General features: G+C 64.3%; 12 protein-coding genes. 7 read left to right on the forward strand and 5 right to left on the reverse strand.

The window, feature by feature from the left end; genetic code table 11:
- Positions 1 to 108: 108 nt before the first annotated feature.
- The gene (locus ACVMB1_RS30275; protein ID WP_456849642.1) at positions 109 to 3,618 is read left to right on the forward strand and encodes a PAS domain-containing hybrid sensor histidine kinase/response regulator; all 3,510 of its coding nucleotides are present in this window, start codon (positions 109 to 111) and stop codon (positions 3,616 to 3,618) included.
- A 185-nt stretch (positions 3,619 to 3,803) separates the two neighbouring features.
- Here the strand turns inward: ACVMB1_RS30275 and ACVMB1_RS30280 are convergent, their stop codons facing one another.
- On the reverse strand, positions 3,804 to 4,982 hold the full coding sequence (locus ACVMB1_RS30280; protein WP_076830933.1) for a beta-propeller fold lactonase family protein: 1,179 nt from the start codon (positions 4,980 to 4,982) through the stop codon (positions 3,804 to 3,806).
- A 193-nt stretch (positions 4,983 to 5,175) separates the two neighbouring features.
- On the reverse strand, positions 5,176 to 5,850 hold the full coding sequence (locus tag ACVMB1_RS30285) for a response regulator (protein WP_057019436.1): 675 nt from the start codon (positions 5,848 to 5,850) through the stop codon (positions 5,176 to 5,178).
- Positions 5,851 to 6,166: 316 nt separating this feature from the next.
- Between ACVMB1_RS30285 and ACVMB1_RS30290 the strand changes: the two genes are divergently transcribed.
- On the forward strand, positions 6,167 to 7,831 hold the full coding sequence (locus ACVMB1_RS30290; RefSeq protein ID WP_035631004.1) for an MFS transporter: 1,665 nt from the start codon (positions 6,167 to 6,169) through the stop codon (positions 7,829 to 7,831).
- 92 nt (positions 7,832 to 7,923) lie between these two features.
- On the opposite strand, the gene ACVMB1_RS30295 is transcribed toward ACVMB1_RS30290, so the two are convergent.
- From ACVMB1_RS30295 to ACVMB1_RS30305, 3 genes are all read right to left on the reverse strand, one after another.
- Positions 7,924 to 8,397, reverse strand: coding sequence for a secondary thiamine-phosphate synthase enzyme YjbQ (locus tag ACVMB1_RS30295; protein WP_076830936.1), 474 nt, complete (start codon positions 8,395 to 8,397; stop codon positions 7,924 to 7,926).
- A gap of 183 nt (positions 8,398 to 8,580) precedes the next feature.
- Positions 8,581 to 9,105: a hypothetical protein gene (locus ACVMB1_RS30300; protein ID WP_076830938.1), complete on the reverse strand. Its 525-nt coding sequence runs from the start codon at positions 9,103 to 9,105 to the stop codon at positions 8,581 to 8,583.
- A gap of 30 nt (positions 9,106 to 9,135) precedes the next feature.
- On the reverse strand, positions 9,136 to 9,759 hold the full coding sequence (locus ACVMB1_RS30305) for a 2-hydroxychromene-2-carboxylate isomerase (RefSeq protein WP_057019439.1): 624 nt from the start codon (positions 9,757 to 9,759) through the stop codon (positions 9,136 to 9,138).
- 274 nt (positions 9,760 to 10,033) lie between these two features.
- Between ACVMB1_RS30305 and ACVMB1_RS30310 the strand changes: the two genes are divergently transcribed.
- From ACVMB1_RS30310 to ACVMB1_RS30330, 5 genes are all read left to right on the forward strand, one after another.
- Positions 10,034 to 10,405 (forward strand): AtpZ/AtpI family protein, encoded by a 372-nt coding sequence (locus tag ACVMB1_RS30310; RefSeq protein WP_028338953.1) that lies wholly within the window; start codon positions 10,034 to 10,036, stop codon positions 10,403 to 10,405.
- A gap of 72 nt (positions 10,406 to 10,477) precedes the next feature.
- Positions 10,478 to 11,227, forward strand: a complete 750-nt coding sequence (locus tag ACVMB1_RS30315; RefSeq protein ID WP_016847053.1) for a F0F1 ATP synthase subunit A — start codon at positions 10,478 to 10,480, stop codon at positions 11,225 to 11,227.
- A 55-nt stretch (positions 11,228 to 11,282) separates the two neighbouring features.
- A complete protein-coding gene (locus ACVMB1_RS30320) occupies positions 11,283 to 11,513 on the forward strand; it encodes a F0F1 ATP synthase subunit C (RefSeq protein WP_016847054.1) in 231 nt (76 codons plus the stop codon).
- Positions 11,514 to 11,625: 112 nt separating this feature from the next.
- Complete coding sequence (locus ACVMB1_RS30325; protein ID WP_076830944.1) at positions 11,626 to 12,192, forward strand: F0F1 ATP synthase subunit B; 567 nt, start codon at positions 11,626 to 11,628, stop codon at positions 12,190 to 12,192.
- Between the two features lie 3 nt (positions 12,193 to 12,195).
- Positions 12,196 to 12,681, forward strand: coding sequence for a F0F1 ATP synthase subunit B family protein (locus tag ACVMB1_RS30330; protein WP_076830947.1), 486 nt, complete (start codon positions 12,196 to 12,198; stop codon positions 12,679 to 12,681).
- The last annotated feature ends 37 nt before the right edge of the window (positions 12,682 to 12,718 follow it).

Here is a 12,718-nt window from a genome sequence, read left to right on the forward strand (position 1 = left end):
GCTTCCGACCCCGAATTTGGGCCGGCCGTGCATCGCGCGGCCGGTCCTTTGCGTTATAATCCTGACAACCGGCCCTTCCCCAGCGGCCGGGACAGGAGATGAGCAGCGATGCTGCACGACTGGGGCGTAATCGCCACGGCGTTCGCCTACATCGGATTGTTGTTCTTCATTGCCAGCCGCGGCGACCGCAGCTCGCCGGGCGAGCGCGGCCGCGCCAGCCAGTGGATCTATCCGCTGTCGCTGGCGATCTACTGCACCTCCTGGACCTTCTTCGGCTCGGTCGGCTTCGCCACCCGCACCAGCATCGACTTCCTGGCGATCTATGTCGGCCCGATCGTGATGGTCGGATTGTGCACGCCGCTGCTGCGCCGGGTGATCGCGCTCGCCAAGTCGCAGAACATCACCTCGATCGCCGACTTCATCGCCGCGCGCTACGGCAAGAGCCAGGCGGTGGCGGCGACCGTGGCACTGATCGCGATCATCGGCTCGGTGCCCTACATCGCGCTGCAGCTCAAGGCGGTGGCGGCGTCGCTGGAGACCATCCTGAGCGAGGACCAGGCGTTCTCGAAAATCCCCGTGATCGGCGACATCGCGCTGATGGTCACGCTGGCGATGGCGGTGTTCGCGGTGCTGTTCGGCACCCGCCACACCGACGCGACCGAGCACCAGCACGGCCTGATCCTGGCGATCGCGGCCGAGTCCATCGTCAAGCTGGTCGCCTTCATCGCCGCCGGCGCATTCGTCACCTTCTGGATGTTCTCGCCGGTCGAGCTCTACGAGCGCGCCCTGAAGACGCCGGAGGCGGTGCGCGCGATCGAATATGTGCCGTCGATCGGCAATTTCCTGATCATGACGCTGCTGTCGTTCTGCGCGGTCATGCTGCTGCCCCGCCAGTTCCATGTCAGCGTGGTGGAGAATTCGACGCCCGCCGAAGTCACCCGGGCGCGCTGGCTGTTCCCGCTCTACCTCATCGCCATCAACCTGTTCGTGATTCCGATCGCGATCGCCGGCCTCGTCATCTTCCCGTTCGGCGCGGTCGATGCCGACATGTTCGTGCTGGCGCTGCCGATCGAGGGCAATTCGCAATTGCTCAGCCTCGCCGTGTTCGTCGGCGGGCTGTCGGCGGCGACCGCGATGGTGATCGTCGAATGCGTCGCGCTGTCGATCATGGTCTCCAACGACATCGTGCTGCCGCTGGTCTTGCCGCGCAGCGACGACGCCAGCGCCGGCCAGAAGGACTTTGGCGATTTCCTGCTGAAGGCGCGCCGCTTCTCGATCTTCGCCATCATGGTGCTGGCGTATTTCTACTATCGCGCGCTCGGCAACACCCAGCTGGTCGCGATCGGCCTGCTGTCGTTTGCCGCGATCACCCAGCTGGCGCCGGCGTTCTTCGGCGGCCTGTTCTGGCGCAGAGCCACCGCACGCGGCGCCATGGCGGGCATGCTGGTCGGCTTCGCGACGTGGCTCTACACGCTGTTCATCCCGAGCTTCCTGGAAACCTCGACCACCGGCCTGATGCTGCTGCAGCACGGGCCGTTCGGGATCGAGGCGTTGCGGCCGCAGGCGCTGTTCGGCGCCGACCTGCCGCCGCTGCTGCACGGCGTGCTGTGGAGCCTTGCGCTCAACATCCTCACCTATTTGCTGTTCTCGCTGGCGCGCGCGCCGTCCTCGATCGAGTTGTTGCAGGCCGACGTGTTCGTGCCCAACGCGCTGGCCCCGATCGCGCCCAGCTTCCGGCGCTGGCGCACCACGGTGACGGTGGAGGATATCCAGAGCACGGTGACGCAATATCTCGGCCCCGACCGCACCCGCGAGGCCTTCGCCTCCTTCGCCGTCGACCGCAACATCGTGCTGCTGGCGTCGGCTCCGGCCGATTTCGAGTTGCTGCAGCATGCCGAGCGGTTGATCGCCTCCTCGATCGGGGCCGCGTCCTCGCGCCTTGTGATGTCGCTGCTGCTGCAACGGCGCACGGTGTCGGCCAAGGCCGCGCTGAAACTGCTCGACGACTCCCACGCCGCCCTGCACTTCAACCGCGAGATCCTGCAGACCGCGCTCAATCACGTGCGCCAGGGCATCGCGGTGTTCGACGCCGATCTGCAGCTGATCTGTTCCAACCGCCAGTTCTCCGAATTGCTGGGGCTGCCGCAGCATCTGGTGCAGCTCGGCATCCCGCTGTCCGAAATCCTCGAATTCATGGGCGCGATCAGTCCGCCTGCGTCCGGCGACGGCGACAGCCTGCTGCAGGCCCGCCTGCGCGCCTACACCACCGAGGGCGAGCCTTATCTGGAACGCTTCACCGACCGCCATCTGGTGATCGAGGTGCGTGCCAACCGCATGCCGGGCGGCGGGCTCGTCATCACCTTCTCCGACGTCACGCCGAGCTTCGAGGCGGCGGAGGCGCTGGAGCGCGCCAACGCGACGCTGGAAAAGCGGGTGCGCGACCGCACCGAGGAGCTGACGCGGCTGAATTCGGAGCTCGCGCTCGCCAAGGGCATCGCGGAAGACGCCAACGCCTCGAAGACACGCTTCCTTGCGGCCGCCAGCCACGACATCCTGCAGCCGCTCAATGCGGCGCGCCTCTACGTCACGAGCCTGGTCGAGCGCCAGAACGGCGGCGAGGATTCGCGCCTGGTCGAGAACATCGACGACTCACTCGAGGCGATCGAGGACATCCTGGGCGCGCTGCTCGACATTTCCAGGCTCGATGCCGGCGCCATGACGCCGGCGATCACGAGCTTCCGGATGGCCGACCTGATGCGCTCGCTGGAGATCGAGTTCATGCCGATCGCCCGCGACAAGGGCCTCGACCTGCGCTTCGTGCCGTGCTCGCTGCCGGTCGAATCCGACCGCTCGCTGCTGCGCCGGCTGCTGCAGAACTTCATCTCCAACGCGATCAAATATACCCCGCGCGGCCGCGTCTTGATCGGCTGCCGCCGCCGCGGCACCACGCTCCAGATCAGCATCTTCGACACCGGCGTCGGCATTCCCGTGCAGAAGCGCGGCGAGATCTTCAAGGAGTTCCACCGCCTCGAGCAGGGCGCCCGGATCGCCCGCGGCCTCGGCCTCGGCCTGTCGATCGTCGAGCGGCTGGCGCGGGTGCTCAACCACCGCATCGCGATCTCGGCCAATGTCAGCGGCGGCTCGGCGTTCTCGGTCACCGTGCCGGTCGCGACCGCGGTCAACCATACTGCGGCCGTCACCACCGCGACGCCGCTGTCGAAGACGCCGATGAGCGGCTCGCTGATTGTCTGCATCGAGAACGATCCCGCCATCCTCGACGGCATGAAGACGCTGCTGACGGCGTGGGACGCCGAGGTGATCGCGGTGCTCGACGCCGACGGCGCGATCAGCGCGATCGAGGCCGCCGGTGGCCGCGTCACCGGCGTCCTGGTCGACTACCATCTCGACCGCGGCAACGGCGTCGCCGCGATCCGCGAGATCCGCCGCCGCTTCGGCGACGGCATTCCGGCGATCCTGATCACCGCCGACCGCAGCCCTGCGGTGCGCGCCGCCGCGCGCGAGGAAAACATCGCGGTGCTGAACAAGCCGGTGAAACCCGCCTCGCTCCGCGCCCTACTCGGACAATGGCGCACCCAGCAGATGGTGGCGGCGGAGTAGCGCGCCGCGGCGCAATCCGGGCGCGCATCTCGCATTGGATCATGATGCGACTGGATCGAATCGCATCATGAAGGCACGGCAAAGACACGGCGCTCCCTCCCGCAAGCGCGAGAGGTGAAGCGAGCCTGCGCAGTGGCCGGCTCAACCGAAAATCACATGCTCCAGCAAGATCGCCAAGCGTCGGGTTAGTTCGGCCCCATTCCGGCCGACGCCGGGTGCCCTGGCACCTGAAAGCGCTTGCCTGTGTCGGTGACGTTGGTTCCGTCGACCTTGAGGATCGAGAAATCCTGGCTGAGGTAGTTCCCGACCAGGATGTATTTTCCGTCAGGCGTGAAGACCGCGGCCTCAGGCAGTCCGCCGACTTCGATATCTCCGGTCTTGGTCACTTTCTTGCCGTCGATCTTCAGGACCGAGACGCTGCCGTTCTTCTCATGGAAGAACGCATTCTTCATGTTCGAGCCGCGCAGGATCACCGAGACTGCGAGATCCCCCTTCGGACTGACGCCAAGCCCCTCCGGTCCATCGCCGACCACCACGCGATCGATGATGCGCGGCGGCTTCGCTTCGAGATCGATGACGCTGGCCGTGTCGACGCTGCCGTCCGACGCGCCTGAGTTGCCATTGTCCGACGTCAACGCGATCTTGCTGTTCGGGGTCACTGCGACGTTGTAAGGCCATTGGCCGGCCGGCAGGTCTATCTTGGCGTAGGTGACTTTGTCGCCGGCGATATCGAGCACCGATATCTTGTGCCCGGGAAAACGCGCGACCAGCGCGTGCTTGCCGTCTGGCGCGAACGCGACATGTGCGACACTGTCTGGCATCGATATCGTGTCGGTGATCTTGACGTCAGTGCCGTTGACCGAAAGCACGCTGATCGAATTGTCCCCGCGGTTGGCAACCAACGCCATCTTGCCATCGGGACTGAAGCTCAACCCTGATGGCTGCTTTCCGCCGGCAATGGTCGCTGCCAGCTTGGGCGGGGTCGCTTTGAGATCGATCACATAGATCTTGTTATCCGGCACCTGCTTCAGAGCGTCGCCTTCCTTCACCACGTCGACCGAATCCGCGACCAGCGCCACGGTTCCGGTCGGATCGATAGCGACGTTGACCGGGGGGCCGACTACCGAGTTCTTCAATGGGAGAGAGGCCGCAATCTTCGGGTTCTCGGGATCGGCGAGATCGATGATCAGCACTTGATCCTTGCCGGGCGGGGACAGCACCGGCTTGCCGTCGTCGTCCCACAACAGCTTCTCGTCCAGGCCGACGATCATCAAGGGCTTGGCCTGAGCGCAATTGAAAGAGCTGATACCGAGAAGGATTGCCGCAGCCAGAGATAGTCCGGCGACGCGAGTGATGGAAATCATGGCGTTCTCCCCAAAAGCACGCGGCCTCTCACGGGCCGGTGCCGGACAGGATACTCGGTTTTCGACCGATGCGCAGTTTGAATGGGATCTGGATGGCTTCGCGAAAGCGTGCCATCGGGCGCGCTTTCGCGCCACCCGCCGGCTCGCAATGCCGTGGCCCGAGCCCGGCAACCACAGCTGGAGTTGCTCGGGACTACGTCGGCGGCGTGCCCTGGCGCCATTGGCCGCCGGCGATCTTGGCGGCGGCGATCACGGCTTGGGTGCGGCTTTCGACGCCGAGCTTCTGCAGGATCGCCGAGACATGGGCCTTGATGGTCGCTTCGGAAACGCCGAGCTCGTAGGCGATCTGCTTGTTGAGCAGCCCCTCGGACAGCATCATCAGCACCCGCACCTGCTGCGGGGTCAGCGTCACCAGCCGGTCGCGCAGCCGCGTCATGTCGGGATCGCCGGCCGCCGACAGATCGGTGTCCGGCGGCACCCAGACGTCGCCCTCCATCACCTTCATGATGGCATCCCGCAGCGTCTCGACGCCGAAGCGCTTGGGGATGAAACCGGAAGCGCCAAAGTCGAGCGAGCGGCGGATGGTCCCGGCATCGTCACTGGCGGATACGATCACCACCGGAATCGCCGGATACTGCGCCCGCAGATAGATCAGGCCGGAGAAACCGCTGATCCCCGGCATGCTCAGGTCCAGCAGGATCAGGTCGACCTCGGAGTCCCGTTCCAGCAGCGCGGTCAGATCCTCGAACGATCCGGCCTCGCTGATCGTGGCCGAACTCACGACGCTCGACACCGCCTGACGCAACGCATCGCGGAACAGCGGATGGTCGTCGGCGATGACAAGATGAGTATTGGCAGCAGCAGTCATCTCAGTCCCACAAGCGGGCTTTAGGCAAACCCGCGTCGCTCGGTTTTCGCCCGCGCGGCAGTATCACGCAAGCGCTTGATAATACCAGATGCCAACGCGGTTAACCCGCGCAGCTTGTGCGCCGCAATAGACGCCTGCGGAGGCGTTCCATCCTGCTCTTCCTTCAGAAGATAGGTTCGATCCTGAAAAGGCCAAAAGTCTTATTGGGGCGGGTTTCACTGCGATGTTACCTTCATCTCAAGCCGAGGGCCTATTCGGGCCTCACCCGCCAGCCGGGGGCGAGCATGGCAGCAATATTTCGGGGGGAGCAATCCAGATGTCCACTATGACTGCAACTTCGGCGCGGCCCGCCGGCATGACAAAGGATGAGCGTTTCGTCATCCTCGCGTCGTCGCTCGGTACCGTGTTCGAGTGGTACGACTTCTATCTCTACGGTTCGCTGGCCGGCATCATCGGCGCGCAGTTCTTCTCGGACTATCCGCCGGCGACCCGCGACATCTTCGCATTGCTGGCATTCGCCGCGGGCTTCCTGGTGCGCCCGTTCGGCGCGATCGTGTTCGGCCGGGTCGGCGACATCGTCGGCCGCAAATACACCTTCCTCGTCACCATCCTGATCATGGGTCTGTCGACCTTCATCGTCGGCCTGTTGCCCAACGCCAAGACCATCGGCATCGCGGCGCCGATCATCCTGATCTCGCTGCGCCTACTGCAGGGCCTCGCGCTCGGCGGCGAATATGGCGGTGCCGCGACCTATGTCGCTGAGCATGCCCCGCCCGGCAAGCGCGGCTACTACACCTCGTTCATCCAGACCACGGCAACGCTTGGACTGTTTCTGTCGCTGCTGGTGATCCTGTTCACGCGAACCCTCACCGGCGAAAAGGACTTCGCCGACTGGGGCTGGCGCATTCCATTCCTGGTGTCGGTGCTGCTGCTCGGCATCTCGGTCTGGATCCGGCTGCGGCTGAACGAATCGCCGGTGTTCCAGCGGATGAAGGAGGAGGGCAAGACCTCCAAGGCGCCGCTGACCGAGGCCTTCGCGACCTGGAGCAACGCCAAGATCGTGATCCTCGCGCTGCTCGGCCTGACCATGGGCCAGGCGGTGATCTGGTACACGGGCCAGTTCTACGCGCTGTTCTTCCTGCAATCGATCCTGAAGGTCGACGGCTACACCGCCAACCTCTTGATCGCCTGGTCTCTGTTGCTCGGCACCGGCTTCTTCCTGGTGTTCGGCGCGCTGTCGGACAAGATCGGCCGCAAGCCGATCATCCTGGCGGGCTGCCTGATCGGCGCACTCACGCTGTTCCCGATCTTCAAGATGATCACGACCAACGCCAATCCGGCGCTGGAGAAGGCCTATGAGACGGTCAAGGTGCAGGTGGTTGCGGATCCGGCCGGCTGCGGCGATCTGTTCAATCCGGTCGGCACCCGCGTCTTCAGCGCGCCTTGCGACACCGCCCGCGCCTTCCTAGCCCAATCGTCGGTGAAATATTCGACGGTGCCGGGCCCGGCCGGCTCGCCGGTGAAGATCCTGATCAACGACAAGGAAGTGCCGTATACGGACGCCAAGACGTCGAACCCCGCAATCCTCGCGGCGGTGCAGGCGGCGGGCTATCCGAAGCCGGGTGACGCCGGCATCGTGAAGATGTCGCACCCGTTCGATGTCTTCCGTCCGCAGGTGGCCGCGGTCATCGGCCTGCTGTTCATCCTGGTGCTCTACGTCACCATGGTCTACGGCCCGATCGCCGCCATGCTGGTCGAACTGTTCCCGACCCGCATCCGCTACACCTCGATGTCGCTGCCCTATCATATCGGCAACGGCTGGTTCGGCGGCCTGCTCCCGGCGACCGCGTTCGCGATCACCGCCTCGACCGGCGACATCTACTCCGGTCTCTGGTATCCGGTCATCTTCGCCGCAATCACCGTCGTGGTCGGCGCGCTGTTCATTCCGGAAACCAAGGACGTCGACATCACCAAGACCTGACCGTCGACATCGCGATCAGAATGCATCGGCCGCGGAGCGATCCGTGGCCGATGTCATTTGGAGGCCGCGTCTTAAAAGACAGGTCGCGCGCGTCAGCGCGTGGCGCCGATGAATTGCAGCACGATCTCGCGCCGGTGCGGACGGGCGCGATGCTCGATCAGATAGATGCCCTGCCAGGTGCCGAGCGCCATCTGACCGTCGAGCACGGGGACCTGCAGCGAGGTCGCCGTCAGCATGGTCTTGATGTGCGCCGGCATGTCGTCAGGGCCTTCGGTGTCGTGACGCCAGCCGCCGTCTTCGGGCGCTGCGCGGTCGAGCGCCGTCTTCAGATCGACCAGCACGGTCGGATCGGCATTCTCCTGGATCGTCAGCGAGGCCGAGGTGTGGCGGATGAACAGCGTGACCACACCCTCGCCGGCACGCGCCTCGCGCAGGAATTTGGCGACCTCGCGCGTGATGTCGGTAAAGCCGGCGCCCGACGTTTCGACCGCCAGGCGCGACGACACGATGCTGGTTGCCGCGACGGAGGATGGCGCCGAGTGCGTGATGGTCCTCGATGAGTTCATCTGTAACTCTCACTATGTCGTCCCGGCGAAGGCCGGGACCCATACTCCGCGGCCCCTCAGTTACGAAGATTTGGAGTTGCCAGCTTGGCCACCCAACTCCCAGCGGCGGTTATGGGTCCCGGCTCCCGTGCGCAATTGCGCACTAGGCCGGGACGACGCTGGAGAGACAGCGCCAGCACAACATCAAATCTTGCCGCCATTGACGTCGCGCTGCACGCGGTTGGCCATTTCGATCAGTCGCCGCCAGGCCCGCTCCACGAACGACATCATGCGATCCATGTCGCGGTCGCTCGGCAGCGGGATCTCGATCTTGCGCTCGCCCTCGGCGACCTTCGGCTCGGTCTTGGGCTCCGGCTTCTTCAGCAGATCGGATTTCGGCAACGCTTCGTCGGTCTTGGCCGACGGTGCGCGCGCGGCGAGCTCATCCTTGAGCTTGTCATTGTCGGCTTGCAGGCGCCCGATCTCGGCATCCAGCGCCGCCCGCTCGTCCGGCACCATGTAACAGGCCCAGCCGGCGCTGGAATTGGTGCAGGTCGACACCGCGCCGGTGCGCGTGTCGAGCCGCAGGAAACCATCGCCGGCGGGTGATAAGGCGTAGCGGCCATTCTCGGTGTCCGGCACGGTTTGCGCGATCGCCGCGCCGCCGCTTGCGATCAGGATGGCAGCAATTGCGATGGACAATTTCGACGGTGACATCGCGATGGGCATGGCTTGCTCCGCCTCAACCTGATTCCTGCCCTAGACCACAGAGCTATAGGGCTTGCGGCCTGACTTCAACGCGTCTTCAAGCAATTCGATCCGGTCCTGGCCCCAGAACACCTCGCCATCGAGCACATATCCGGGCGAGCCGAACACGTCGGCGTCCAATGCATTCTGGCGATTCTGCTCATAGGCCGCGCTGATCGCTTCAGTGCTCGAGCGCTCGACCAGCTGCCGGCCGGGCAAACCGGCATCGTCGGCGAGCTTCACCAGCGTCGCAGGATCAGCAAGATTAAGCTGCTGCTCCCACACCGCGGGATAGGCCCGTTGCAAGAACGGCTCGGGGTCGAGGCCGGCCTCGAGCATCGCGATCACCACGCCATCGGCAAGGCGCCCGTTGAACGGCCAGTTGGCCGGCTGCAAATGAAAATTCAGTCCGCGCTTGTCGCGCCAGCGCTGCAACTCGATCATCCGATAGCGCTGCCGCACCGGATGGCGCTTGGCGAGCGGCAGTCCGCCGGTCTCGGAGAACAGATCGACCAGCAGCACAGGCCGGTAATTTACCTTGAGATCGTAAGTGCTTACGAGTCGAACGAAGGGCTTGTGGCCGATATAGGCCCAGGGGGATTGCAGCGAGAAGTAGTAATCGATCTGGCGCGACATGCGGAACCTGACTGCGTGAGAGGACGGGACTTTCGGCGATCCCAGCAGAGCGGGAATAGCCACGCAATATCGCTCAATGCCACGCAAGCTGTTGCACTGCGATCACTGCGTCACTCTGACCTTGAATATCTCCAAATAAAACCAGCAGAATCAAAGCAATAACTGGTTACGACGCAATCTTGACTTGATTAGACGCGGTAAGTATGGTCCGCGCGGCTTTTGACGGGGACGGGCGCAATTTCCATCATCCGCGGCATCGGTTAGTGTTTCCAGCATGGCTGAGAACACCAACGACGGCGCAAATGGAAGTCGCGATCAATCGCCTCCTGACGAAGCTGCGCTTTCCGCAAGGCTCGGAAGTCTCGATCATCGGTTGTCAGAAATTCGCGACAGCCGCAGGAGCAAGACTGATCAATCCGGTAATGAAAGCGGGGACAGTGCGGCCAGAGCTTCGGCTATGGCGCTCGGTTTTCGTCTTTCCTCGGAGCTGATCGCGGGCGTTGCCGTCGGAGCGGCGATTGGCTGGGGGTTCGACCGTTTGCTGTCGACGTCGCCATTCGGCTTCATCGTGTTAACGCTGCTCGGCTTCGTCGCCGGGGTGGTCAACGTGGTGAGGTCCGCGGGCGTGGCCTCGGGCAAGCGCTGAGCGCTGGCGGGAAGTCACGACATTTGAAATTCGATTACCGGCACGATAGCCGGTGGACCAAGAGCCGCGCGGATGAAAATCGACCCGATCCACCAGTTCAATATCGAGCCCCTCTTCACGCTCGGCCACATCGGCAATCACACGATCGCCTTCACCAATTCCTCGCTCTTCATGCTCATCGCGGTGCTGCTGATTGCGCTGCTGATGCTGGCGAGCGGCCGGGAACTGGTTCCGGGACGGCTGCAGTCGGTCGCCGAGATCTCCTACGAGTTCGTCGCCACCACGATTCGCAGCACGGCTGGCGCGGAAGGCATGAAGTTCTTCCCGCTGATCTTCTCGCTCTTCATGTTCCTCTGCGTCTCGAACCTGGTCGGCGTCATCCCCTACACCTTCACGATCGCGAGCCACCTGATCGTCACCGCGGCGCTCGCGCTTTTGGTGTTCTTCACCGTCCTGATCTACGGCGTCTACAAGAACGGCCTGAAATTCTTCAGCATCTTCGTCCCCCACGGCGTTCCGATCTACATCCTGCCGCTGGTCATGTTCATCGAGATCCTGTCGTTCTTCCTGCGGCCGGTCTCGCACAGCGTTCGTCTGTTCGCCAACATGCTGGCCGGCCACATCGCATTGAAGGTGTTCGCGGGCTTCGTCGCGATGCTCGGCTTCTCGCTGGGCGCGCTCGGCTGGGTCGGCGGCGTGCTGCCGCTGGCGCTCACGATTGCGCTGTATGCCCTCGAACTGCTGGTCGCGTTCCTGCAGGCCTACGTGTTCGCGATCCTGACCTGCATCTACCTCAACGACGCCATTCATCCGGGACACTAAGCGGTCCGGGGAATCTCCACCCACCAATCTGTCTATCTTTCTCAAGGAGCTACATATGGAACCGGCAGCAGCAAAACTTATCGGCGCGGGCATCGCGTGCATCGGCATGGGCGGCGCGGGCGTCGGCGTGGGCATCATCTTCGGCAACTACCTCGCCGCTGCGGTGCGTAACCCGTCGGCCGCTCAGGGCCAGTTCGGCAACCTGATCTTCGGCTTCGCCGTGACCGAAGCGCTCGGCATCTTCTCGCTGCTGATCGCGCTGCTCCTGCTGTTCGTTCCGCTCTGAGCGGCACGCCGGTTCCGCTCTGCGGTAACGCGGTTCCGCTTTGCGGTAACCCCTTCGCGCCGCCCAAGGTTCGTTCCAAGGGCGGCGCGCATGACAGCAACAGGAGAACACCATGGCTGAGAGTCATGGCGAGGCAAAAGGCCAGAAAGCCGGCGCCCACACCGAGACCGACGGCGGACATCACGGCGGAGCCTTTCCGCCGTTCGATTCGTCCAACTTCGCCTCGCAGCTGGTCTCGCTGGCGATTGCATTTGTCGCGCTCTACCTGATCGTGTCGCGTATCGCCCTGCCGCGCGTCGGCGGGACGATCGATGCACGTCAGAACAAGATCGAGGGCGATCTGGCCGAGGCGCAGAAGCTGAAGGACGAGTCCGACGCGGCGCTGAAGGCCTACGAGACCGAGCTGGCGAATGCGCGCGCCAACGCGCAGGCGATCGGCAACGAGACCCGCGAAAAGCTGAACGCGGCCTCGGAAGCCGAGCGCAAGGCGCTGGAAGAGAAGCTGGCGGCAAAGCTCGCCGACGCCGAGAAGCAGATCGCAACGACGAGGACCAACGCCATGAGCAACGTCCGCGGCATCGCGGCGGATGCGGCCGGCGCCATCGTCCAGCAACTTGCCGGCGTCACGCCGGACGCCAATGCGGTCAACAGCGCCGTCGACGCGTCGCTGAAGGGATAGACGATGTTTTACGAACCGGAAACCTGGGTTGCGATCGCCTTCGTCCTTCTGCTGGTCGTGTTCGGCTATCTCGGCGTTCATCGCACCCTGCTGACGGCGCTCGACCACCGCGCCGAGCGCATCAAGGCCGAGCTGGAAGACGCCCGCCGTCTGAAGGACGAGGCCAACAAGCTGCTCGGCGAGTACAAGGCGCGCCGCGCCAGCGCGGAGCGCGAGGCCGAGGAGATCATCTCCAACGCCAAGGTCGAAGCCGAACGGATCGCGGCCGAAGCCAAGACCAAGATGGAAGATTTTGTCGCGCGGCGGACCAAGACCGCCGAGAGCAAGATCGCCCAGGCCGAGGCCCAGGCCGTGGCCGATGTCCGCGCCGCCGCGGCCAACGCCGCGGTGACGGCCGCCTCGACCATCCTGTCGCAGTCGGTCAAGGGCTCGGTTGCCGACGACCTCGTCGGCAAGGGCATCGCCGAAGTCCGCTCCAAGCTGAACTGACGCTATCTGAACTCCTTAAAAAAGGCCGGCGCGAGCT

The organism is Bradyrhizobium sp. USDA 4504 (assembly GCF_054063995.1).